The organism is Gulosibacter macacae, assembly GCF_003865375.1.
GTDB classification, from domain to species: domain Bacteria; phylum Actinomycetota; class Actinomycetes; order Actinomycetales; family Microbacteriaceae; genus Gulosibacter; species Gulosibacter macacae.
This window is the reverse complement of record NZ_RQVS01000013.1, coordinates 1-24,327: the sequence shown is the minus strand read 5'-3', so window position 1 is coordinate 24,327 and position 24,327 is coordinate 1. Positions and strand designations below refer to the sequence as shown.

The following is a 24,327-nucleotide window of genomic DNA, read 5'->3' as shown; positions in this document are numbered from 1 at the left end:
GGTCGAGTAGGAGCGAAGCGACCAACCAAACAACCTGGTTGGTCGAGTAGGAGCGAAGCGACGTATCGAGACCCAGCACCTACGCGCTCGGCGACTCGAAGCGGAAGGCGAGCCAGTCGAGCAGCTCCCGCACCGTGTCGTCGCGCTCAAGCTCGTTGTACACCTCGTGACGTGCCTCGGGGTAGAGGCGGAAGCCCACATCCTTGAGGCGCGTCACATGCTCATACGCCCAAGCAAGCGCGCGAGGGCTGCGGCCATTGAACCCGAGTGGGTCATGATCACCGGTCAAGATGAGCATCGGCACCCGAGCGGCCCGGCCACGACGCGGCAGGGGCGGCAGCGAAAGCAGCTGCAGTGCACCCCAGATTGACCACACTGACGATTGCGCGATATCGAAGCCGTACTTGTCATCGATCATCTTCTGCACTTCGTTGACATCGCGCGTGAGCCAGCTCATCCCGTGTCCGTCGTCAGCCCACTCGGCGTTGTAGTTGCCGGGGTTGATAAAGCCCGGCAGTGCCAGCGCGGTGCCCGAAAGCACCACCGCATCGAAGATGAGCGGCTCAGCCGCGAAGAGCTGTTGCGCGAGAAGTGATCCCCAGGAGTGCCCGACTTCGATAAACGGCAAACCGGGATACCGCGCCTTGCCCCAATCGATCACCTCGCGGGTCGCGCGCCGGGCCGCGGGAATGCCGCCGGGCCCGAGGTCACTGAGGCCAAACGCGGCCACACCGGTGCGACCGTGGCCGAGGTGATCGTGAGCAATCACCGCATAGCCCGCGCCGATGAGGTCGTGCACGAGGTGCTGGTAGCGCCGCGCATGCTCGCCGGCGCCGTGCGAAATGTGCACGAGACCGTGCGGCTTCGTTCGCCCCGCCGGGAGCCACTCGTAGATGTGCACCCCGATGCCCTCGACCGGCAGCACATGCTCGGTCCAGTCAACCTCGAAGCCGTCGTTCGAGGTGTCCATCTTGGGGGTGTAAAAGCGATCCGCAACCGCCATTAGTTTTCCTCCACGAGCGTCACGGTGTCGCGACGCTCAATCTCACCAACTCCGGCGACGAGGCCGTGCAGCCAGACAAGGTCGGATGCATCCCGGCCGCGACCCACCCGCACGCGCAATTGCTCGTGCTCAGGCGCGCGCCACGAGCCATCCCAAATTTCGTACCAGCTCGTCGGCACCGCATCCTCGCCGTCACCGGCGTAGCTGTAGCCGGTCACAACGCGGGTTGGGACACCAAGCGCCCGCAGGGCTCCGGTCACGGCGTGCGTCTCGCCGCGGTCGGCAAGCTCGGCGGCCACCTCAATAATCGATGCACCTCGATCTTTCGCGGCCTGCCCGGCCGCCACCAGGCCCTCGCTCGCAACTGCGAGCGCCGAGGGCGCGACCTGTTCGAGCAGGCCCACGCGCGTCGGAATCGCAAGCGTGACCGCATCCCAGTCGAGGCCGCTCCCGGCCTGGCGCTGGCGCGGCGCCACATCGACGACCGATTCGGCAACGACACGCACTTCGCTGTGGCTGCGGTGCAGGTCGAAGGCCGAGACTTTCGTACCCCAGTAGTCGATGTAGGTCTGCACACTCGTCGCTGGCGTCACCTCGACTCCCGATTGCAGGACGAATTGGCCCTGGCCCGAGGTGGGCAGCATGCGTGCCTCGAAGTGGGCGATCGTCGCTTCGCCGTCGTAGCGCGCGGTGGCGACGTGGCGAACACGGATGCGGGTCATGCGACACCTCCCGATTGCGTCTTGCTCTGCGACTGGCCCTGGCTCTGCGACTGGCTCTGCGATTGCAGCTGCGTATTCGCCCAGCCCGGCGCCCCCGATTCGGGGAAGAACTGGGTGTGGATCTCTTCGCTCGCACGCAGAATGGCCGTCTGCACTTCTTCCATGTGCTCGCTGAGATTGTCGAGCGTGTCGGGAATCGGGCGATAGTCGAGTTCGCCAAGCAAGAGCTCGAGTCGACGCTGGGCGCGTCCGGCGGGCGAGTGCCGGTCGCGACGACCATCACTCGGATGCAGCTCGTCGAGGCAATCAATCGCCGTCGCGATGGCGTAACCAATCGATCGCGGTAGCTCGCGGTCGACGAGCAAGAACTCGGCTGAGTTCGTCGCCGAGGGCATGCCGTGATAGGCGCGGAGGTACGCCTCGTAGGCACCGCAGGAACGCAGGATGGTCGTCCACGATGCGCCAGCCGCATCCGTGAGGTCGCGGGTGGCGAGCAGGCGCGCCGTCATATCCGCACGCTCGAGCATCCGGCCGAGGAGGAAGAAACTGTAGGCCTCATCGCGAGCGAGCACCGAGTCGACGATGCCACCGGCGAGTGCCGAGCGCTCGCGCACCCAGGCAAACAGTTCGTGCGCGCGCTCCTGGCGCACCGAGAACGGCATGCGCGTGTAGGTCGCGTTCATGCATTCCCAGAGCTCGCTCGAGACGATCTCGCGGGCACGACGGGCGTTCTCACGGGCCGCGTTGACCGAGAAGGCGATGGAACCGGGCTGCGTGCGGTCAACGGTCATGTAGCGAAGCACATCGGCGCGGGTAATCGGCCGGTCGGGCTGCACATCAGCGGCGCCCATGACGCTGAGGAGTGAGCGGCAGGCGGTCGATTCATCGACCCAGGGGTCTTCGAGCAGCAGTTGCAGGTGCACATCGAGGATGCGCGCGGTCATATCGGCGCGCTCGACATAGCGGCCGATCCAGAACAGTGACTCGGCGATGCGGCTCAGCATGACTCATCCCCCTGGTCTTCGTCGGCCTCGACCAGATCGGCACGATCGGTCTGATTGTCGATGAGTTCTTCGACGCCCTGCGGCGCATCGGCTTCGATGACGGGCTCACGGGTGATGACCCAGGTATCCTTCGAGCCGCCGCCCTGCGAGGAGTTCACCACGAGCTTGCCTTCGGGGAGCGCCACACGGGTGAGACCACCCGGCAGCACCCACACGTCATTGCCGTCATTGACCGCGAAGGGGCGCAGGTCGGTGTGGCGCGGGCGCATGCCATCGTCGACGTGAGTGGGAATGGTCGAGAGCTGCTGCACCGGCTGGGCAATCCAACCGCGCGGGTCGGCGAGCAGGCGCTCGCGCATCTGGTCGATTTCTTCGCGCTCGGCGGCGGGGCCGATGAGGATGTCCTTGCCACCCGAGCCATCTACGGGCTTGACGACGAGTTCATCCAGGCGATCGAGCACCTCTTCGAGTGCCTCGGGTTCTTCCAAGCGCCAAGTGTCGACATTCGGAATGATCGGGTCTTCGCCGAGGTAGTAGCGGGTGAGCGCCGGTACGTAGGTGTAGACGAGCTTGTCGTCGGCGACACCATTACCCACGGCGTTCGCGAGGGTGACATTGCCGAGCTTCGCGGCGGCCATGATGCCCGGGCAACCGAGGAGCGAATCGGGGCGGAAGTGCATCGGGTCGAGGAAGTCGTCATCAACGCGACGGTAGATGACGTCGACCCGCTCGCGTCCGGCGGTGGTGCGCATGAAGACGCGGCCGCCCTGCACGTAGAGGTCATTCGATTCAACGAGTTCGACGCCCATGAGGCGCGCAAGCAACGTGTGTTCAAAGTAGGCCGAGTTGTAGACGCCGGGAGTGAGCACGACGACATTCGGCTCGTCGACGCCTTCGGGTGCCGCGGCGCGCAGCGCGGCGAGCAAGCGATAGGGGTAGTCGCCGACCGGCTTCACGCGGATGCGCGAGAAAAGTTCGGGGAGCGTCTGCGCCATTGCGCGCCGGTTCGAGATGACGTAGCTCACCCCCGAGGGGATGCGCACATTGTCTTCGAGCACGCGCATATCGCCGTGCTCATCGCGGATGAGGTCGACACCGGCGACCTGGATGCGCACCCCGTTCGGCGGCTGGACGCCCTTGGCGACGCGATGGAAGTGCGCCGAGGTGGCGATGAGGCGCGCTGGGATGAGGCCGTCGGCGATTGCGCGCTGCGGGCCGTAAACATCGGCAAGGAAGGCTTCGAGCACGCGCACGCGCTGCTTCACACCGGCCTCGATGTTCGTCCACTCGGCGTCATCGATGACGCGCGGCACCACATCGAGCGGGAAGGCACGCTCTTCGCCAGCGAAGTCGAAGGTGACGCCCTGCGCGAGATACGACTCAGCGAGCTGTTCTGAGCGGTGCTGAATCTGCTCTCGAGTCATATCGGCGAGCACCGCATGGAGATCTCGGTAGGGAGCGCGCGAACGCAGCTCATCGCAGGGCTCAAACATTTCGTCGTAGGGCGGGTTGAACGCCGCCGCATCGAGCCGCGCCCTCGCGGCCCCATACCCATTGAACAGGTCTCCCATGGCGTCCACAGTAGTGCGTAGAAGCTGTGTCGAATTCAGTGTTGCGGTTGCAAATCACGGCGACGCCAGCCAATGAGCGCCAGGATGCAGATTCCGAGTGAAATTAGTCCAAACCAGAGCATCACCGACGGGTCGAATTCGGGGAGCATCGGGTTGCCGATCCAAGCGAACGGCGAGAGTTTCTCGAGCCCTTCCGCATCCGGTGCAAACATCGGTGCGAACTCACCAAAGATGAGCGAACCAAAGAGCAAGAGCCAGATGAAGCCGCTCAGTCGCGGCACGAACGCGATGAGGAACGCCGCGAGCGCCGCGAAGAACGCCACCACCGGCGCATACGCGAACGTGATGCGTGCGGCATCCGCCCAGGCGTCGACGTCCTGAATCGCGAGCGCAGTACAGGTGACGAGGTAGAAGACCGCAAGCACGAGCATCCCGGCGAACAGGCCCACGGCGATGTTGCCAAGGAGCCAGCGTGTTCGCGAGAGTGCCGCCGAACCAAACGCTTCGCCGAAGTCGCGCTCATCGGCGTGGGTTGACAGCGTGAGCTGTGCGGCTGCCGCGGCAGCCAGGAGGGCGATGAATCCGGCCATCGCGATCACGACGAGGAGCTCTGGCCGAGCACCGGCACCACCGGTAATGCGATCCCACACCTGCTGAAACTCGGGCGCCTGGTCGGCAAGGCTCTCGAACATGGGTGCAATCACGCCTGCGGCAAGGCCGAGCACGGCACCACCGAGTGCGTAGCCAATGATGGTAATCGTGCGCGTGCGTAGGGACAGGCTCGCGGGCCCGCCGAGACCTGCGGCTGCCGTCGCACGTCCGTGGCCACTCGAAAACACGGATGCACCGAGCTCACGATTCATTTCAATCAGCTCGACCGCGACCGCAAGGAGGGCAAGTAGCGGCACGAACAGCATGAGCGGAGTCGGGTTTGGTGACCATAGCTCTGCAGCAAAGGGCCGCGCGAGCACACCCCACCCCATGGGTGAGAACCAGGTGAGGGCACCTGGTTCTACGAATGCCGGGTCGTCCTGGAGCTCGCCCTGCGCCTCACCGATGCCGCGCACGAGGTAGAACGCGAGCATGACGCCGATGGCGCCGAAGGTGGCCGCCCGAGCGTTGGGGGCGAGCTGGCCCGCGAGGAGACCAATGAACAGACCCGCGACCCCGGTGGCGAAGAGCGCGAACGCGGTCACAAAGGAGCCGACGAAGTCGAATCCGGCGACGGTGGTCGAGCTCAGCACAAACGCAATGCTGACGAGGCCAATCTCGAGCAGGCCGACGATGACCGTCGCCATGAGCGGGGCCTTGCGTTCGACGGCTCCAGCCATGATGAGTTCGGCGCGTCCCTGCTCTTCTTCGGCGCGCAAGTGACGCAAGCCAATGAGCGCACCCATGATGCCGATCGCGAGGACGAGATAGCCGAAGAGCGAGACGAACATGATCGCCTCGAGCGTGCCGCCAGCGGGCGCGCCGCGCATGAACCGGGTGGCCGGGTTACCGGCGATGAGCACCGCAAGTTCGCGCAGACCGGCCTCGTCATACGCCGCACCGATGCCCTTGGCGATCGGTCCCCACATGATGAAGAACACGGTTGCCCAGACGAACATGCTCACGCGGTCTCGCGAAAGCCGCAGCCGGATGAGTTGACTCAGGGCAGACATCAGTCGGTCTTTGCGTGTCGGCCGCGCTGGCGCATCGTCGGCGCGGCTTCGCCTGCATCCGATTCATAGTGGCGCAAGAAGAGTTCTTCGAGCGACGGTGGCTTTACCGTGAGCGCGGTGACCTGCTGGGAGGCGAGGTTGGCAAGAACGCCCGGCAATGCATCCGGTTCGACGGTGCCGCGCACCTGCGTGCCCTCGACCTGGGCGCCATCGAGACCAGCCACCGGCACCCCCTCGTATTCGACGGTGGAGTGGTGCAGGTGGCGCAATTCCTCGAGCGTGCCGCGGTCGACGATGCGGCCGGCGCGAATGATTGAGACCCGGTCGCAGAGCTGCTCGACCTCGCTGAGGATGTGGCTCGACAGGAGCACTGCCGCGCCTTCCTCGGTGACTCGGCGCACCTCCTGTTGGAAGAGCATTTCCATCACCGGGTCAAGGCCGCTGGTTGGCTCATCGAAGAGGTAGAGCTCGGCTGGCGTCGCGAAAGCGGCGATGAGCGCGACCTTTTGCCGGTTGCCCTTCGAATAGGTGCGACAGCGTCGGCGCACATCGAGGCCGAAGGTGTCGATCAGCCGTTCGCGCTCGGGGGCTGGCGCCAGGCCACCGCGCAGGCGGGTGAGCACGTCGATCGCCTCGCCACCGGTGAGATTGGGCCAGAGCGCCACATCGCCCGGCACATAGGCAAGGCGACGGTGGATGCTCACGGCATCGCGCCACGCATCCATGCCGAAGACCTGGGCGGTGCCCGAGGAGGCGCGCAACATGCCGAGCAGCACCCGGATGGTGGTCGACTTGCCGGCACCATTGGGCCCAAGAAAGCCGTGTACTTCGCCCTGGGTGACGTCGAGATCGACGCCATCGAGGGCGAGCACACGGCCAAACTTCTTGGTGAGGCCATCGACGCTGATCACCTTCGTCATGGCTCAAAGTCTAGGCAGGACGGTTGGGAGCGCCCTGGTGCCTCAGCTCGCTACTGCTCGCGGGCCGCCCAGCGCGCCTCAATGACTGCGGTCATCTCGCGCACAAGCAACTCGATTTCTTCGCGGTTCGCAATGATGGGCAGGGCGATGCGAATCGACTGCGGACGGGTGTTCTTGATGAGCACGCCCCGCTCAATGAGGTCGTTGACCACATCCGGTGCCGTGCCGATCGCCGGGTCAATGTCGACGCCGACCCAGAGGCCCGCGCCACGCACATCGGTGAGACCGCGGCCAACGAGCGCCCGCAGGCCATCGAAGAGCACCGGGTGGAGTTCCTGGTTCTGCTGCTGCCACTTGCCGGTCGCGAGCTCTTCGCACACCGCAGTCGCCAGCGCCACCGCCACCGGGTTGCCACCGAAGGTCGAGCCGTGGGTGCCGGGCGTGAACACCGCCATAACCTCGTTCGAGCCGAGCACCGCCGACACTGGCACAAGCCCCGCGCTCAGCGACTTTGCCACGGTGACGAGATCGGGCAGGATCTCTTCGGCTTGGAAGCGGAACGTGGTGCCGGTGCGGCCCATGCCGGTCTGCACCTCATCGCAGATCATGAGCACATTGCGCTCGCGCGTGAGTTCGCGCACAGCCTTGAGATAGCCCTCGTCGGGCACGATCACGCCACCCTCACCCTGAATGGGTTCGAGGATGACCGCGGCAGTGTTGTCATCGATCGCGGCCTCGAGCGCCTCGATGTCGTTGTAGTTCACCAGCTCGAAGCCAGGCGTGAACGGGCCGAAGCCATCGCGGGCGTTCTCGTCGTCGCTGAACGACATGATCGTCGTCGTGCGGCCGTGGAAGTTGCCGTGCATCGCAATGATCTTGGCCTGGTTCTCGGGGATGCCCTTGACCTTGTAGCCCCACTTGCGCGCCGCCTTGATCGCGGTCTCGTTCGCTTCGGCGCCGGTGTTCATCATGAGCACGCGATCCATACCCGAGAGCTTCGTGATCGCCTCGGCGAACTTACCGAAGCCCTCAGCGTGCACCGAACGCGAGGTGAGTTCGAGCTTGCGCATCTGGCCGATCGCGACCTCAATGAACTGTTCGTTTGCGTGACCGAAGTTCGTTGCCGAGAACGCCGACACCGCATCCAGGTATCGCTTGCCGTCAACATCGGTGACCCAGGCACCCTTGCCCTCCACGAGCACCAGCGGCATGGGGTTGTAGTTCGAGGTGCCGTAGCGGGCGGCGGTGTCGATTTCGGCGCGAGCGCGCTGCGAGAGCTCAGTCATGCGCCCAGCCTAGTCGGCTGGCTCGGCTACTCAGGAAAGACCTTGCCGGGGTTGAGAATGCCAAGCGGGTCAAACACTCGTTTGATCTCGCGCTGCAGATCAAGTTGGCGCTGGCCAAGTTCATCGCCGAGCCAGCGTCGTTTGAGCAGGCCAATCCCGTGTTCGCCCGAGAGCGTGCCGCCGAGTGCGAGCGCGGTCTCGAAAATTTCACTCGCCGCATCCCAGACGTGGTCGGGCACCTCGTCAGTTGAACCGTCGAAGACAAAGGTGGGATGCAGATTGCCATCACCTGCGTGCGCCGGGCACGCAATGAACACGTCATACTTCGCGGCGATGCGCTCAATATGGCCGAACATCTCGGCAAGTCGCGAGCGCGGCACGGCGCAGTCTTCGACGAGGAAGGCGCCCATAGCTTCGAGCGCGGGGAAGCCCTGGCGTCGCACATCGACGAGGCTCGCGGCGGCTTCGGGGTCGGTGGTGAGGGTCGCGCGGGCGCCGAGTTCGTCGAAGAGCGCGAGGATGCGCTGGGCCTCGTCAAGCGCCGCCGCCCCGTCGGTTTGCACGAGGAGGTAGGCGTTGCCATTGCTCGCGAGATCGACGCCGGTGTGGGCGGTGACGGCCCGGAGCATATTGGCGTCGAGGAGCTCTTGGATCGCGGGTTGCAGGCCCGCGGCGGTGATGGCGGCCGAGGCTTCGGCGGCGGCGGTGATGCTGTCGAAGTAGGCGCCGATCGTGGGCACGACGCCGGTGACGGCCGGGCGCAGCTTCAGCGTGGCTTCGACGATGACGCCGAGCGTGCCTTCGGAGCCGATCATGAGCGCGCAGAGGTCGTAGCCGGTAACGCCCTTCACAGTGCGGTGACCAACCTCGATGAGGCCGCCGTTCGCGAGCACCACCTTGAGCGCAAGTACGGCCTCACGCGTGACGCCATACTTCGCGCAGAGGAGCCCGCCCGCATTCATCGCGATATTGCCGCCGACCGTTGAGAAGTCTTTACTCGCCGGGTCGGGCGGCCACCACAGGCCGCGGGTGGCGAGTTCGCGATTGAGGTCGCCATTGAGAATTCCCGGCTCGACGACGCAGTACTGGTTCTCGGGCGAGATTTCGAGGATGCGGTTCATCCGCTCGGTCGAGAGCACAAGTTCGCCCGCGCCCGCCGAGGCGGCCCCGGCAAGGCCGGAGCCGGCGCCGCGGGTCACAAGCGGAGTGCCGGTGGCGGTGGCGAGGCGGCAAACCGCTTGCACGTCCTCAATGGATTCGGCCTCAATGAGCGCGAGTGGCGCGGCTGCGGTGCGCACGCCGGATCGGTCGGTGCGCAGGGACTCGAGGGTGGCGGCATCGGTATTGATGCGGTCGGGCAACTCGGCGTGCAGCCGCTCAAGAACGTCGACGATCATGTGGTCGAGGGTAGCCGTCTGCGCCGAGGTGCCGATTCGGGCTGCTTGATGCGCTGAGCGGCATCCTCGACCTCGATTCGGCACTTCCGCGCAGATGACTCGTGGCGTTGGTGCGCTACTTTCGGCGCATGAGCGAGATTATCGAGCAACTCGTCCGCGGCGCCCACGTGACTGCTTGGCAACCGGCTGCGGCAGCGCATCCGGTGCTGTTTTCGAGCTCGATCGCCGAGTCGTCGGCGACGAGGGCGTGGCGCGGTGGCGTGCCGATCTGTGCGCCGTGGTTTGCCACGGGACCCGATGGCAGTCGCTCTCCGAGCCACGGGCCTGCGCGCACTGCAGTGTGGCAGGTGCTCGAGGCACCGGCTGGCCAAACTCGGCATCGGCTCGTCGTCGACACGGATGCGGCGGGGCGGGCTGCCCAAATCGAGCTCGAGTTCGCGACGGCGCGCGATGGCGCCTCGCTTGAGGTGGCGTTGACGGCGCGCAATCTTGGGGATGCGGAGGCGCTCGTCGAAGCTGCGCTGCATAGTTACTTTGCAGTGTCAGATGTCACGGCGATTGAGGTGCGCGGGCTAGAGCAGGCGCCGTTCTTCGACAAGGTTGCCGGGGCTCCCGCGCCGGCGGCGGCGCGGATCGAATTCGGTGGGCTCGTCGACCGCATCTATGAGTCGGTCGATGCGCCGATTGAGATTGTGGATGCTGGCTGGTCGCGCACTCTGCGCATCGAGCGCGAGGGCGCTGCGCAGGCGGTCGTGTGGAATTGCGGTCCGGATGCGGCGCCCGGCGACCTGGGACCGGGCGAGTGGCGCGGCTTCGTCTGCGTCGAAGCCGCCATGCTCGGCGACGCCGCCGTCACGCTCGCTCCCGAAGCCACCCACCGACTCGTCTCCCGCGTGACTGTCGTGTCGTAGGCAGGGGCCTCGAGTAGGCCCTATTTGGTTCGTCGAGTAGCGAAGCGTATCGAGACGCCCCGCCTCCCCTACTTGGTTCGTCGAGTAGGCCGAAGGCCGTATCGAGACGCCCCGCCTCCCCTACTTGGTTCGTCGAGTAGGCCGAAGGCCGTATCGAGACGCTCCCCCGCACCGACACCTGTGGACAGTCACAGCGCATCCAAGTCACCAGCTGCATCCTCACCGCATGCCACACATCTACATCCTCAAATGCGCTGACGGCTCTTACTACGTCGGCAGCACAAACCACCTCGAAGCGCGGCTCGAGCAACACAGCTCGGGCCTCGGCGCGGAGTACACGCGCCGTCGCCTACCGGTCGAGCTCGTCTTTCATCACGAGTGCGAGACCGTCGCTGAAGCGTTTGCGCTCGAGAAACAGGTGCAAGGCTGGAGTCGCGCGAAGCGTGAGGCGTTGATTGAAGGGCGGTTTGAGGATTTGCCGGCGCTGAGTAGGAAGAGGCGACGCCCACGCGCGTAGGCGGGGGTCTCGATACGCTGCGCTACTCGACCAACCAGGTGGGGCGGCCGCGCGGGCGGGACGCCGCGGCCTCGATCCGTCGCTCCGCTCCTACTCGACCAACCAAGATTCCTGGGTGGTCGAGTGCCGGAGCGAAGCGAAGGTGATCGAGACCACCGGCGCGCCTACTCGCCGAGGCGCTCGTGGGGGAAGAGTTCGGCGACGCGCTCGTCGAGGTGGCCGTAACGGTGGCCGGTGATTGAGATCGCCTGCTCCCGCAGGAACGGCAGCATCTCCACTCGCCCGGCCAGCGTCACATCATCCGAGAACACCGCGATATCGACGCCATTGCGCAACGCCGAACACACCTCGCTGCGTGAGCCGCCAATCAATCGCAACCGCGGTGCCTCCGCGAGCCCCTCCAGCCGCATCCGCTCGAGGAACGCCTCATCAGATTCGACCGTCACTGACGCTTCGCGCAACGCCAACTCGCGTCCGAGCAAACTCGGCAGCGGTGCCGCCGTCGACAGGAGAATTGGCGCGCGGGCCGCCGTCGCCGCGACGAGCACCTGACCGAGATCGGCCGCATCCGCGTCACTCGCCGCGCGAATATAGCAGCGCGCCGGACGGTACCGGAAGAGATTGCGTTCGAAGCCGAGCGCCGCGCGATCGACCACCTCACCGAACTCTTCGTTCCAGGCGATCTGGCAGCTCAGCGCCGTGCGGCGCACCCGCTCAAAGTCATCAAACGGCAGGTTCGCCTGCATCGCCTCGATAAGCCGCTGGGTCGCTTCTTCCAGACCCCGCAGGTGCAGCGTGTGCGATTGCTCGCCGGTGTGCGCGCGCCACTTGCCAAGGTGGATGAGCGTGTTCGGCCCGCCCGACTTCAGCTTCGTGCCAATCATCGATCGCTTCCAACCGCCCGATGGATGCCGCTGCACGTCGACACCGAGCAGATCGCGATTCACGTAGAGGTTGCCCGCCTCAACGCCCTGCACCCACTCGGCGATCTCGGCGCGATCGAGCGAAAAGAGCCCCGAGGCGAGCCCGTAGTCGAGCCGGTTCTGCATCTCGATGGCCTCGGCGAGCGTGCGCGCGGTCATGATGTTGAGCACCGGCACCTGCGCATCGTGGCGCGCCGAAGGTGACTCGGGCACCACACCAACGCGGATGCCCGGGGTCCAGAGCCGATCGGCGTCATCGAGCGAGCGTGGCTCGAGCAGCCACCGCTCCCCCGTCGCGAGTTCGGTGAGCGCCTCGACCTGCTTCGCATTGGCGCGGCTTACCAGCGGCCCCACCACCACGGCCGGGTCGGCAGCGTAGCCAATACGCACCGATTCGATGGCATCAACGAGTTGCGCCGTGAGCCGCTGCGAACGCGCTGCACTGCCAACGAGAATTGCCACCGAAGGCCGCGTGGGATGTTGCCCCGATGACGACACTACCGAGCGCGCGATCTCACGGGCGGCGAGGTCGTAGTCGGCGGCGGGCGTGACAATCACCGACGACTTGCCACCCGAGGAGCCGATGAGCGGCAGATCGGGTCGCCATTCGAGGAAGCGCGCGGCGGTCTCGTAGGCACCCTGCATGAGCACGCGTTCCACGCGGTGATCGGTGATGAGTTCGCGCCCGAACTGCTCTTCGGTGATGAGCCGGTCATCGCATGACGCCACTTGTAGCAGTTCGTGCGAGACGCCTGCGGCCCAGCAGACGCGAGCGAGGATGGCCGCGGAGCGTTGCGTGCGCAGCGATGGCTTGAGCACGACGGCACTTCCAGCCGCGAGCGCCGCGAAGATCGTCGCGGCGGTCGATGACACCGGCGGAATCCAGCCCGGCACGGCGACCGAGAGGTGTACCGGCTCGAAGCGGGCGCCCTGCATCCGGTCGAGTTCGCGGGCGAGGTGCGCATCGTGGTTCGCGAGGTCGATGGCGTGGCTGAGGTCGGCATCGGCCTCGGCGAAGGTGAGGCTTGTCTCGTTCATTGCCACTTCGATGAGCCGGGCCCGGTTCGCTTCGACGGCTCGGGCGAGGCGTTCGAGGAGCGCCGCACGTTCCCAGCCGCTCGTCTTCGACCATTCGAGCCCGGCCTCGTGGGCACGATCAAGCGTGTCGCGAATCTCTTCGACCGAACTCACGAGGTGCGAGGCCGCTTCGGCGACCCCGAGCTCGGAGTGCACGGCGCGACGGCGGATGCGGTCAGCCCACTCGCGTACCGACCGCTGCGTCGGGTCTGACACGGGATCATTGCGGAAGGTATTGCGTAGGCGCCGGCCCTGCCGCAACCCGAGCACGATTTCGGTGAGGTTGCGGGCGTCGGTCGCACCGGGCGCAACGGCAACCTCATCCCCCGGCTCGGCATCACTCGCGACTTCGGCGGCGCTTGGTGCCGGAGCAAGCTCAATCGAGCCGTCGACGCGCTTGCGACCCAGGATGGTCGTGGCTTCGTCAGCGTCTTCGAGCACCGTGATCGGCGCGGCGGCGATGAACGACTCACTCCAGTCTCGGCGCGGTGCCTCGGGTTCATCTTCGAAGAGCCCGGCGGGGAAGAGCTCGTAGGGAATGGAGGCGGTCACGCCCGGTGCATCCTCGGGGTTCACGCGGTGCTGTACGCGGGCCGGTCCAACGGGCAGTTCGCTCGCCCGCTCGACAGCCACGCTCAGGCGCCGCTCGGCAAGCGATGCGGCCCCGGCCGCCGGCACGTCATCGACCCGCATCGATTGCAGAGCCGAGCCGATGCGCTCCTGAAGGTAACCAACGGCCGAGCGCAGACCGGCCGATGACAGCAGCGGGATGCGCATCCGCACCACCGCACCGAGGGCCGCGAGTCGCTCGGGGAGTTCGCTGCCGTCGCCATCGTGTACGACCACCGAAACCGGTGCGAACGCTCCGCGCAGGCCCGCGAGGTGCACCGCGAGTGCCGCATCCATCGGCATCATCGACTCGACCTCGAGTTCGAGCGTGCCGCGATGTTCGGTCGCGAGTACGGCATCAATGAGCCGCACGGCGTTCGCATCGACATCGGCGGGGTTGACGTAACAACCGGGTTCGAGTCCGCGCAACTTCGCATCGGCGAGTTCGGGGGCGTGGTCGGCAAGCCGCACAATCGCCACCCGAATCGCGGCGCCGCCGTCTTCCCGGCGCAGGTGCGCCCAGCCCGCGAGACGACGCAGCAGCGTCACCGATTCGGGCAGGTCAGCGGGAATGGCAATGCCGGCCACGGTGCGCTCGAGGCCCTCGGCGTCGAGCGCACGCATGAACGTTTCAATGGCAAGTTCGAGATCGCGCGAACTCGTCGCCCGCAATTGCACAAACGTCGGTTCGGTTGTGTGCGTCGCCTCGAGCAGCATGCCCGCGAGTCGGCCAGCCGCGCGATCGGCGGTGCCCTCGAAATCCCAGTCGTTGCCGAGCCGGTCGAGGTCGGCGAGGGTGAGTTCAATTTCGGCGACGGCGGGGTTAGCGATGAGGTCGAGGATGCGGTCAAGTTGCGCCGAGGTGCCGCGGTTGCCGAGGAGCGGCTCACTGAGGGGCCGGATGCGGGTGGTCGCGCCGCGATCATCGGCCCGGCCGAGTGCCGCGCTGAGTTCGCTGCGACTGGTGAGTTCGCCCGCGAAGAGCGACGACGCCACCCGCCGTAGCATCGGCACGGCGATGAAGGGGGCACCGGGGCCCGCAAAGGCGCCGAGGCGGAGGGTGCGGCGGGTGCGGGCCGTGAGTCCCTGCGGCACCTGGTCGGCGAGATCGCTCATGCCGAAGCCGGAGGCGAGCAGATCTTCGGGGCGGATCACGCCGTCAACGAAGCGGCGCAGGAAGTCGGGGCCGTCTTCATCCCGCAGGGCGCGGGTGAGGTCATCGGCCGGGTCGAGTCGATCACGGCGACTGGCGCGCTGCTCGACCTCCTGGGCGTGGGCAAGTTCGGTGGCGCGAGCAAGGCGCACCTGCGCCCAGGCTTGCAGTTCAGTGAGCGCATGCGGAAGCGCCTCGGCGACGGTGACTTCCGCCTGCGGGGCGAGCGGTTCCGCGTTCAGCGGCGCTGACTCGGCTGGCGACTCGGCTGGCGACTCGGCTGGTGGCTCGGCCTCGGCTGGCGGCTCTGGATCCGGCGCCACCGGTCCCTCAGTAGCGGGGATGCGGCGCGCAAGCACACCGCGGACCAGATCGGCACGCTCATCCCTGAGTGCCGAACCGTCACGACGTTCCGGGTCAGGTCGATTCGCATCGCGATTCGACCCAGCCGGTGAGGGCGGGCTCTGCATACTTGCGAGCCTAGTAACGCAGGCCGTGTTGGCCGTGTGCGACACCCCCGGCGCAGGTGACCGAGCTAGGCGCGCGGTTCGTTACTCCACACGCTCGGCACATCGCTCCCGGCCGAGGGAAGCCTTGCCGCTTCGCCCCAGTCGAGCACCCAGGCCGGCACGAGGTCGTGGAATTCCGCGAGTTCTGGGATCGCCGCGTACATCTCAGCCATCGGCACAACACCGTTCTTGCTGATGAAGCGGCCGACCACGAATGCTTGGGCGCAGAGCTGTCCGCCGCTGACGAAGCGGTGCTCCATGTAGAAGTTGCGCTCATCCACGCCGAGAAAGCGGGTTTCGAGGATGTAGTCAACCCCGAAATCGAGCGAGCGGCGGTAGGCGATCGTCTGTCGCGCGACCACAGCGTTCCAACCGCGCGACTGAAACGCACGCAGCGTGCGGGTGCGCAGCATCCAGTCAAGACGACCGAGATCTTGCACCGTGAGGAAGGTGCCGTTATTCATGTGGCCGAGAACATCGATATCGCGAATGCCGACACGGAACGGGATTCGGCCGATGTCCTTCATTTCGCGCGCCGGTGCGCGACGGGCACGCCACCACACGAGCAGCATGCGCAGGTAGTACTTCACTGAGTTGACTCCGAATCGGGCAGCGGGATGGCGCCGCTAGTACGTCGCGGCTCATCGGCGGCCGGAACGTCTTCATCGCGAACAGCTGCGATGGTCTGCATCGCAATGAGCGTCGGCAGATCAATCGCTGCGGTTTCGGGCATTGGTTCACCCGCCACCAGCCATTCTAGACCGTCTAGAAGCGAGGCAACCGACCGCTGTCGGGCGACCACATCGATGCGCAGGCCGAGTGCCCGGGCATCCTTTGCGGTGCGCGGGCCGATGGCACCGAGCATGATGTCGTCGGGGATGTGCTCGAACTGTTTCACGAGCTGTTCGGCAACCGAGCCGCTCGTCACAAGCACGGCGCGGATGCGGGAATTGCGAATGTCGTACTGGATCGACTCTGCGGCTGGCACACCGAGGCTGCGATAGGCGATGACCGAGTCGACCGCGTGGCCGCGTCGGGCAAGGCCGCGCGCGAGTACCGGCATCGAATGTTCCGAGTGCAACCAGAGCACCGAGATTTTCGGCGCTCGGCGCTTCGCCTCGGGCCACTCGACAAGCAAGCCCTTCGCCGAGTTGTCGTGGGTCGGCACGAAGTCGACCCGGTAGCCAGCCGTCATGAGCGCCTGCGCCGTGGTTTCACCGGCGGCAGCGATGAGCGTGCCATCGGGCACCGTCACCTGCATCGAGTGCATGACGTCGACTGCGGTCTGGCTCGTCACCGCGACCCATTGGTAGGCGCCGCTCTCAAGCCGCGCGATCGCGGCGCTGAGCTTCGGGGCATCGAGTGGTGATGGGCTCGCAAAGTTAATCAGCGGCGCGGTGATCGGGAAAGCCCCGCGGGCCCGCACCGCATCAGCCACGTTCATCCCAAATGTGCCGCCCCGCGGGACGAGCACCTTGAGCCCACGCAGTGGCTGGGTGGGTGATGGAACAGCCTCGAACTCGGGCGGCGGGCTGGAGACGAAGGTCATCGTCAGCGAAGCACCTCAAAAAGTTCAGCCGAGGTGATGTGACGGCCAACGATGCCACCCTCGAGTGCATCGAGCGCAAGGTCATCACCGAAGGGCAGGCCAAGCTCGCCGACAAAACCGATCGGAGCTTCGGCTTCGGCGATGACGACGTAGCGCAGGTCGCCAATGCCGATGCTCGCATGCAGTGAGAGCATCGCACTGCCGGGCTCGGCGGAGTAGTCCTCGTCGTCATCTGTTTCTTCGAGTTCCTCGAGCTCGTCGAGTTGCTCGGCTTCAAGTTCGTGCAGCGCGTCGTCGTCGAGTTCGTCGCCGTCAACGCCGTAGACCTCGAAGTCGTCGTCAAGTGCTTCAACCGCGTCGACGACATTGATCCACGAACCCGGAATCTCGTCGAGTTCGGTGAGTTCGGCCACGACGCGACTGCGGGCGAGCACCGTGTCGCCGAGCAATTGCGTGCGCTGCAGCTGGCGCTGTGCCCACTGCAGGTCGTCGACGCTTGTGGCGCGCAACCAGACGAGCACCGTGCCGAAATCGCCGAAGCCCGTGAGGTCGTAGAACCCACGCACTTCGACGCCCTCGGCACGCAGGCTTTCAATCACGCTTTCGAGCTGTTCGACCGTGCGCACGGCCTCATCGGCGCGCGCCTTCGTCTCAACAAGCTCGGTCTCGGCGAACTCAAGGATGAGTCCGTAGGTCGGTACCGGTGCGGCTTCGGTGTCAAATTCGGTGGTCATCTGCGCTCGCTTGCTTCTCGTGACGTGCGTGGGTGGGATGCGGTCTAGCGGCCGCGACGCGGCAGGGTGAAGGCGCCGGCGATCACGCCGATCACGATCGTCGCGGCACCGGCAGCAATGCCGATGACGAGTCCCGGGTTTTCGTCCCAGGCACGCTTGACCTGGTCGACGCGGTCGTCGATCCACTCGCTCGCGCGCGCGGGCACGTCGAGCTTGTACTCGAGCGCATCGAGCGTCTCCGCGAGTTCGCGGCGGGTCGAGCTAATGTCGCGGCGCAGCTGCGCGGCACCGCGGGGCGTGGTGGATGCGTCGTTACTCATACTTGCCAAGTCCCTTCACTGCGTTGAGATCCTGCTTGAGGGAAGCCATGCTCTCAGAGGGCATGACTCCGTTCATCTTCTTCAAGAGCGCAATCGCAACAACCGCCGCGATGAGCATGATGATGAACAGCGCCCCGGCAACGATCAGCGCCGAGAGCCACGGGGCGAACACCGTGTTGAGCCCGAGGATGGCAGCCGTAATGAGCACGGCCCAGAGGGTCAGGGCAAAGAAGGCGACGATGCCAAACAGGCCCGCCGCGGTGCCACCCTTGACTGCCTTTTCTTTGAGCTCAATTTTCGCGTGCTCGATCTCATCCTTGGCGAGATCGGCGGCGAGACGGGGCAACCGGCCGGCAAGCGTGCCCACCGATTGCCGCGACTTTGGGTTGAAGCGTCCGAGCCGCACCGGCTCTTCAGCGTTCGGGAACGGGCCGCGCTTGGGCTCGTCGGGTGAGCGATCGTAGTCACTCATGCGAGTGTCCTTTCTTGACGCGGAGGTTCGTTACGCGGGGTTGTCAGCGGAACCCGTCGGCGCCGGCGCGGCACTCTGACGCTGGCGCGACTTGGTGGCGACCTTCGTGAGGGCCGAGGCGCCCTTGCCGAGCAGCGAGAATCCGCCCTCGACGGCCTGCGGCACGTACTGGTCAACCAGACCCATGACCTTCTCGGCCTGCTTCTGCACCGGCTTCGACTGCCACAGCTTCTGAGCGCCAGCGGCAATCTGTTCGTAACGCTTGCGGCCTGCGCGGGCGCCAAGCACGTAACCGGCAGCCAAGCCGGCAACCAGCGAGAGCTTCGTCGTGAACTTCATGAGTCGTTCCTTTCGAGGCGCAAATCGCACCTATTCGCAGTCGTGGCACTGAGTGCGCCCTCGATGGTGAGGGCAGTCGAACCTATCCAGGCTATCGCTCGCCTGGTCACGATTCAGTGAATGGATGCACCGAGAATCGGATGCGTTGCAGCTACCAGATCTCGACGCGCTCATTCGGCGCGAGCCACAGGTCATCTGACTCGGTGACTCCGAACGCCTCGTAGAACGGCTCGAGGTTGCGAACAATCTGGTTGCAGCGGAATTCGGCGGGCGAGTGCGGGTCGACCGCGAGCAGCATCTTGAGCATCTCGGGGCGACGAATCTCGCGCCAAGCCTGCGCCCACGAAAGGAAGAAGCGCTCGGCTCCACTCATCCCGTCAATGACCGGGGCTTCGGCGCCACCGAGGTGACGCTGATAGGCCTTCCAAGCAATGCCGAGCCCGCCCAAGTCGCCGATGTTCTCGCCGATCGTAAGTTCACCATTGACCTTGGCGCCATCGGTGAACTCTGGCGAAAGCTCGTTGTACTGGTCGATGAGCGAGGCGGTGTGCTGTTCGAACGCCTCGCGGTCGGCGTCGGTCCACCAGTCTTCGAGGCGGCCGTCACCGTCGTACTTCGAACCCTGATCGTCGAAACCGTGGCCGATCTCGTGGCCAATGACGGCGCCGATCGCACCGTAGTTCGCCGCCGCATCCCGATCTTCAACGAAGAAGGGGAACTGCAGAATCGCCGCCGGGAAAACGATCTCGTTCTGGTGCGGCAGGTAGTACGCATTCACCGTCTGCGGCGTCATCAGCCAGAGTTCGCGGTCGACCGGCTGGCCCACCTTCGCGAACTCGCGCGCCGCTTCGAACACCGCCGAGCGACGCACATTGCCGACCAGGTCGTTCGGCAGCATGGTGAGGGCGGAGTAGTCCTTCCACTTCGGCGGGTAGCCGATCTTCGGCGTGAACTTGCCGAGCTTCTCGAGTGCCTTGGCGCGAGTGGCATCGGTCATCCACTCGAGTTCGTTGATCGAATCGCGGTAGGCGGCCAAGAGGTCGTCAACGAGTTCATCCATCTTCGCCTTGGCGCTCGGCTGGAAGTGGCGGGCCACATACGCCTCACCAATCGCCTCGCCAAGCACCGATTCAGCGTGACCGACACCACGCTTCCAGCGGGCGCGCTGCTCGGGCGCCCCCGTGAGCGTCGTGCCGTAGAAATCAAAGTTCGCCTTCGAGATTTCGGGCGTGAGCACCGCCGCATAGCTCGACACGATGCGCCAGATCAGCCAATCGCGCCACTGATCGAGGCGCTCTTCAACGAGCAGCGTCGCGAGGCCATCGGCGAAGCTCGGCTCGTTGAGGATGAGCCGATCGAAGGTGCCCGCCGGCGCCTGCAACTCCTGCAACCAGCCGGGCATGTCGAGCCCCTCGAAGCGGGCGAGGAACTCTTCGAGTGTGGTTGGGTTGTAGGTGAGGTCGGCCTCGCGCGTGCGCACGTTATCCCAGTGGTGCGAGGCGATGGCGGTCTCAAGCTCGAGGATGCGCGCCGCACGCTCGGCCGGGCTCGGCACCTCGGCGAGTTCGAGCATCCGAGCAATGTGGGCCTGGTAGGCCTCGCGAATCGGTGCGTACTGCTCTTCGCGGTAGTACGACTCGTCGGGGAGGCCGAGGCCCGACTGCTCGAAGTAGATCGCGTTCGTGTCGGGGTTGCCGGCGTCGCCAATGACGTACATGCCGAAGAAGCCGCCGACGCCCTGGTGCTCCTGGCGACCGAGGAGCCACAGGAACTCGTCAATCGACGAGACCACAAGCGCCTGCATGATGTCGGGGGTGATCGGGTTCACACCGAGGGCATTGAGGCGGTCTTCGTCCATGAACGCGGCGAAGGCATCGGCGGCCTTGCGCAGGGGCGTGCCCTCGGGCGCATCCGTGTTCTCTTCGAGAATCGCGCGCACGGCCAACTCGGCTTCATCGGCGAGCACGTGGAACGAGCCGTACGAACTCTTGTCGGCGGGAATCTCAACCTCAGCGCGCCAGCGCCCGTTGACGTGGCGGAAGAGGTCGTCCTGCGGACGGATGGCGTCGTCGATGAGGTCGCGGTCGATGCCGCTCGCGAGCGTTGCGTCATTGGCAGTCATGGCGCCCAGCGTAGTCAGGCGAAGATGAGTGCATGAGCGAGGGTGCCGCGAAAGTCGACTTCAAGCGGGTGCTGCCGGGGTATTCGGCGCGGCGGGGTCGCATTGATGATCTGGTGCTGCCTGCTGCGCAGTATCTTGCCGTGGATGGGGTCGGAGACCCGAATAGGGCGCAGGCGTACCGCGAGGCGCTCGAGGCGGTGTATCCGGTGGCCTATGCGCTGAAGTTCTGGAGCAAGCGGGAACTCGGGCGCGACTATGTGGTGCCGCCGCTTGAGGCGCTGTGGTGGGCTGATGAATACGCGGCGTTCACGAGCGCGCGGGATAAGTCGGCCTGGAGTTGGACGGTGTTGCTCTATGTGCCGGAGTGGCTCGGGGCGGCTGACGTCGATGCTGCGATCGCGGCCGTGCGGGCGAAGTCGGGCGGCGGGGCAGCGTTGGCGTTGGTGCGGTTGTTGGCGTTGGCTGAGGGCAGGTGTCTGCAGACGCTGCACGTGGGCCCATACGACGAGGAAGGGCCGGTGCTCGCGCGGATGCATGACGAGATCATGCCTGCGGCCGGGCTGCGTCCGGTGGGCAAGCATCATGAGATCTATCTGAGTGATGCTCGGCGGGTGGCGCCTGAGAAGTTGCGGACCATTCTGCGGCAGCCGGTGGCCAAGGTCGGTACCTAGCCGTCCCTAGATGTCATCAGGATGCGGCCCTGCTGATGACACTTGCGGCGCGCCGCCGCTGGGATGATGGACGGGTGACGACCCCTGCCCCGCCGACCGGCTCCATGGCCCGGCGCATCCTCGCGCTCGCGGTACCGGCGCTTGGCGCGCTCATTGCCCAGCCGCTATTCGTGCTCACCGACACGGCCATGGTCGGCCACCTCGGCGAGACGGTGCTCGCAGGCATGTCAATCGGCTCAACGATCATCACCACCGTCGTCGGGCTCATGGTCTTCCTCGCCTACACGACGACCCCGATGGTCGCGCGCAGGCTCGGTGCCGGCGACAAACCGGGCGCGGTGCGGGCGGGCATCGACGGGATGTGGCTCGGGCTCGGCATCGGGGTGGTGCTCCTCCTCGGCGGGCTCGCACTCGCCTACCCCACAATCGCCGCTTTCACGAGCGACCCCGGTGTCGCGCAGGCGGCGCTGAGCTATCTCACCGTCTCGATGTGGGGCCTCCCCGGGATGCTCATCGTCATCGCCGCGACCGGGCTCCTGCGCGGACTCCAAGACACAAAGACCCCGCTCGTCATCGCGGTGATCGGCGCGGTCGTCAATGCCGGACTCAACTACGTGTTCATCTATCCGGCTGGGCTCGGCATCGCCGGCTCTGCCCTCGGCACCGCTGTCACCGAAACGCTCATGGCGGTCGCCTATGTCGTCATCACGATGCGCGCAGCGACCGCCCACGGCGTCAGCCTCGCACCCGGCATTGGCGACCCGAGGTCGATGCTCACCGCATCCGCGTTGATGATGCTGCGCACGGTCACCCTGCGCATTTCGTTGCTCATGCTCGTGTGGTCAGCCTCGGCACTCGGCGTAACTGAGCTGGCGGCCTTCCAAATCACCTACACGATCTACAACCTGCTCGCCTTTGCCCTGGATGCGCTCGCGATCGCCGCGCAGGCCATGGTCGGGCACGATCTCGGCGCGGGCCAGGCGCGCGAGGTGAAGCGGCTCACGTTCACGCTCTGCTGGTGGGGCGCTGGGGTCGGGGTGGTGCTTGGCGCGCTCATGTCGCTACTCGCACCGGTCGTCGGCCCGATTTTCGTGAGCGAGCCGTCGGTACTCGCGGTACTCCCCGCCGCGATCTGGACCATGTCGGTGTTCCTGCCCCTTTGTGGCATCGTGTTCGTGCTCGACGGCGTGCTCATTGGTGCCGGGGATGTGCGCTATCTCGCCTGGGCGGGCATCGTGCCGATGGTGGCGTTTGGCATCTTCGTGTGGCTCCTCATTTCGGCCGCACCGACCGGCGCCACAGCGCTCATTTGGTTGTGGATCGCGTTCGGTGGCGGCTTCATGACCGTGCGCGGGGCGACGCTCGTGTTCCGCGCGCTCACTGATCGTTGGTTAGTCACGGGAGTGAAATAGTCCCCGACGCGTGATGATTTCTCTCGACCCGGTGCTGCAAGCTGCGCCAGATAGCCAACCTTCCTAGAGTGAGGTTCATGGAGAGCAAGGGAAGACCTTGGCTCTGGGTTGCGTTAGTTGGCGATGTCGGAGGCTCACGACATACTCACTTCGAGTGCCGTGCGTGGGAGCAGCTAAGCTGCGTTATGGGCCAGTTCCTGGCCTGGAAGGAGACTTCGTGTTGCACGAATTCAAGCTCGGTGAACTCTTTTGCGGCCCAGGCGGACTGGGACAAGGGGCAAGAATCGCGAACCGCACGCTCGCGATCGACGGGATCGACGCCAAGATCGAACACACTTGGGCAACCGACTATCACGCGGACTCTTGCGCCACCTATCGCAAAAACTTCCCCAATGTCGACCCGAACAACATCTATCTTGAGGACGTACGCGAGTTCGACTTGAACAAGCCGCCAGCGTTCGACGCGCTCACGTTTGGATTCCCCTGTAACGATTTTTCCGCCGTTGGTGAGCAAAAAGGGTTTAGCGGCGAGTTCGGACCCCTCTATGCGTATGGCGTTGAGATGTTGCGCATGCGTCAGCCGAAATGGTTCCTTGCCGAGAACGTGAGCGGGATTCGCACGTCGACTCATTCCGCGGAGTTTGAGCAGATCCTTCGCGAGATGGCCGGAGCCGGCTACGTCGTCACTCCGCACCTGTACCGCTTCGAGGAGTATGGTCTCCCTCAAGCCCGTCACCGCGTCATTGTTGTTGGAATCCGGGCCGACTTGGATGTTCAGTTTCGTGTACCGGCTCCGACGCATTCGAAAGAAAACTATGTGACGGCCAGCGATGCGCTTATGAAGCCGATGCCGATCGGCGTTAAGAACAACGAACACACGCGAGTATCTGCCGTCGTCCGGGATCGACTCGACCTCACGAATCCCGGGGAGAATGTCTTCCAGATGCAAGCACGTGTCGGCGAGGCCGCCCTCGAATCGGCGGGCCTACTCTTGCGGGTCAAGGGCGCAACTTTGAGCAACATCTACAAGAGGCTCAATCCGAATCGCCCGGCATACACCGTCACTGGCTCCGGCGGCGGAGGCACACACATGTACCACTGGGATGAGCCCCGAGCCCTGACAAACCGTGAGCGAGCACGCCTCCAGACTTTCCCAGATAACCACGTTTTCTGTGGCACCAAGGAGAGCGTCCGTCGACAAATAGGTATGGCGGTTCCTCCGGAAGGCGCTGCGCGAGTGTTCGAGGCAATTCTGAAGTCATTTTCTGGCGTCGAATATCCCGCTCTCGAGGGCGCGAATATTGCGAGCCCAGTCACTGCGAATCGCCACGTTCACTCTCAAACATTGTTTGACTATTGAATCGTAGGAGGAAAGACGAACGGCTCCCGAGCCACGTCTTATGGGGCTCTTCGCAGTTGAGGGTGTAGCTGGGGTCCGCGGG

General features: G+C 65.4%; 21 protein-coding genes. 5 read left to right on the top strand and 16 right to left on the bottom strand.

Annotation, left to right across the window (positions count from 1 at the left end; translation table 11 throughout):
- Window positions 1–79: 79 nt before the first annotated feature.
- The 8 genes from EG850_RS10515 to EG850_RS10480 are packed head-to-tail and all read right to left on the bottom strand — an operon-like array spanning window position 80 to window position 9,567.
- Window positions 80–1,003: an alpha/beta fold hydrolase gene (locus EG850_RS10515; RefSeq protein ID WP_124973253.1), complete on the bottom strand. Its 924-nt coding sequence runs from the start codon at window positions 1,001–1,003 to the stop codon at window positions 80–82.
- Window positions 1,003–1,725 (bottom strand): transglutaminase N-terminal domain-containing protein, encoded by a 723-nt coding sequence (locus EG850_RS10510; RefSeq protein ID WP_124973251.1) that lies wholly within the window; start codon window positions 1,723–1,725, stop codon window positions 1,003–1,005. Before EG850_RS10510 ends, EG850_RS10515 begins: the two co-directional genes overlap by 1 nt.
- A complete protein-coding gene (locus EG850_RS10505; RefSeq protein ID WP_124973249.1) occupies window positions 1,722–2,729 on the bottom strand; it encodes an alpha-E domain-containing protein in 1,008 nt (335 codons plus the stop codon). The genes EG850_RS10510 and EG850_RS10505 overlap by 4 nt, the downstream gene beginning before the upstream one ends.
- Window positions 2,723–4,300, bottom strand: coding sequence for a circularly permuted type 2 ATP-grasp protein (locus EG850_RS10500; RefSeq protein ID WP_124973247.1), 1,578 nt, complete (start codon window positions 4,298–4,300; stop codon window positions 2,723–2,725). Before EG850_RS10500 ends, EG850_RS10505 begins: the two co-directional genes overlap by 7 nt.
- A 35-nt stretch (window positions 4,301–4,335) precedes the next feature.
- Window positions 4,336–5,964, bottom strand: a complete 1,629-nt coding sequence (locus tag EG850_RS10495) for a hypothetical protein (RefSeq protein WP_124973245.1) — start codon at window positions 5,962–5,964, stop codon at window positions 4,336–4,338.
- Window positions 5,964–6,884: an ABC transporter ATP-binding protein gene (locus tag EG850_RS10490; RefSeq protein ID WP_185715033.1), complete on the bottom strand. Its 921-nt coding sequence runs from the start codon at window positions 6,882–6,884 to the stop codon at window positions 5,964–5,966. Before EG850_RS10490 ends, EG850_RS10495 begins: the two co-directional genes overlap by 1 nt.
- A gap of 50 nt (window positions 6,885–6,934) precedes the next feature.
- A complete protein-coding gene (rocD, locus tag EG850_RS10485) occupies window positions 6,935–8,170 on the bottom strand; it encodes an ornithine--oxo-acid transaminase (RefSeq protein ID WP_124973243.1) in 1,236 nt (411 codons plus the stop codon).
- A 26-nt stretch (window positions 8,171–8,196) separates the two neighbouring features.
- Window positions 8,197–9,567 (bottom strand): FAD-binding oxidoreductase, encoded by a 1,371-nt coding sequence (locus EG850_RS10480; protein ID WP_124973241.1) that lies wholly within the window; start codon window positions 9,565–9,567, stop codon window positions 8,197–8,199.
- Window positions 9,568–9,695: 128 nt separating this feature from the next.
- Here EG850_RS10480 and EG850_RS10475 point away from each other — a divergent pair, with 128 nt between their 5' ends.
- Together EG850_RS10475 and EG850_RS10470 are read left to right on the top strand one after the other, a co-directional pair.
- A complete protein-coding gene (locus EG850_RS10475; protein ID WP_124973239.1) occupies window positions 9,696–10,478 on the top strand; it encodes an aldose epimerase family protein in 783 nt (260 codons plus the stop codon).
- 226 nt (window positions 10,479–10,704) lie between these two features.
- Window positions 10,705–10,995, top strand: coding sequence for a GIY-YIG nuclease family protein (locus EG850_RS10470; RefSeq protein WP_124973237.1), 291 nt, complete (start codon window positions 10,705–10,707; stop codon window positions 10,993–10,995).
- Between the two features lie 164 nt (window positions 10,996–11,159).
- Here EG850_RS10470 and EG850_RS10465 read toward each other — a convergent pair whose 3' ends face one another.
- From EG850_RS10465 to EG850_RS10430, 8 genes are all read right to left on the bottom strand, one after another.
- Complete coding sequence (locus EG850_RS10465; protein WP_124973235.1) at window positions 11,160–15,227, bottom strand: aldehyde dehydrogenase family protein; 4,068 nt, start codon at window positions 15,225–15,227, stop codon at window positions 11,160–11,162.
- A 65-nt stretch (window positions 15,228–15,292) separates the two neighbouring features.
- A complete protein-coding gene (locus EG850_RS10460; RefSeq protein WP_124973233.1) occupies window positions 15,293–15,856 on the bottom strand; it encodes a thioesterase family protein in 564 nt (187 codons plus the stop codon).
- Complete coding sequence (locus EG850_RS10455) at window positions 15,853–16,815, bottom strand: uroporphyrinogen-III synthase (RefSeq protein WP_124973231.1); 963 nt, start codon at window positions 16,813–16,815, stop codon at window positions 15,853–15,855. Before EG850_RS10455 ends, EG850_RS10460 begins: the two co-directional genes overlap by 4 nt.
- A 2-nt stretch (window positions 16,816–16,817) precedes the next feature.
- A complete protein-coding gene (locus EG850_RS13300; RefSeq protein WP_185715032.1) occupies window positions 16,818–17,549 on the bottom strand; it encodes a hypothetical protein in 732 nt (243 codons plus the stop codon).
- 44 nt (window positions 17,550–17,593) lie between these two features.
- Entirely contained in the window at window positions 17,594–17,869 is a 276-nt protein-coding gene (locus EG850_RS10445; protein WP_124973229.1) for a DUF3618 domain-containing protein, read from the bottom strand.
- Entirely contained in the window at window positions 17,862–18,341 is a 480-nt protein-coding gene (locus EG850_RS10440; protein WP_124973227.1) for a phage holin family protein, read from the bottom strand. Before EG850_RS10440 ends, EG850_RS10445 begins: the two co-directional genes overlap by 8 nt.
- 30 nt (window positions 18,342–18,371) lie before the next feature.
- Window positions 18,372–18,680, bottom strand: coding sequence for a hypothetical protein (locus EG850_RS10435; RefSeq protein WP_124973226.1), 309 nt, complete (start codon window positions 18,678–18,680; stop codon window positions 18,372–18,374).
- A gap of 151 nt (window positions 18,681–18,831) precedes the next feature.
- Window positions 18,832–20,802 carry a M13 family metallopeptidase gene (locus EG850_RS10430; RefSeq protein WP_124973224.1) on the bottom strand — a complete coding sequence of 657 codons (1,971 nt, stop codon included), beginning with the start codon at window positions 20,800–20,802 and terminating at the stop codon, window positions 18,832–18,834.
- A 32-nt stretch (window positions 20,803–20,834) separates the two neighbouring features.
- Here EG850_RS10430 and EG850_RS10425 point away from each other — a divergent pair, with 32 nt between their 5' ends.
- The 3 genes from EG850_RS10425 to EG850_RS10415 all read left to right on the top strand — a co-directional run bounded on the left by EG850_RS10425 (window position 20,835) and on the right by EG850_RS10415 (window position 24,245).
- The gene (locus tag EG850_RS10425) at window positions 20,835–21,473 is read left to right on the top strand and encodes a GyrI-like domain-containing protein (protein ID WP_124973222.1); all 639 of its coding nucleotides are present in this window, start codon (window positions 20,835–20,837) and stop codon (window positions 21,471–21,473) included.
- Window positions 21,474–21,547: 74 nt separating this feature from the next.
- Window positions 21,548–22,885, top strand: a complete 1,338-nt coding sequence (locus EG850_RS10420) for an MATE family efflux transporter (protein ID WP_328588388.1) — start codon at window positions 21,548–21,550, stop codon at window positions 22,883–22,885.
- 217 nt (window positions 22,886–23,102) lie between these two features.
- Window positions 23,103–24,245, top strand: coding sequence for a DNA cytosine methyltransferase (locus EG850_RS10415; protein WP_214609551.1), 1,143 nt, complete (start codon window positions 23,103–23,105; stop codon window positions 24,243–24,245).
- The last annotated feature ends 82 nt before the right edge of the window (window positions 24,246–24,327 follow it).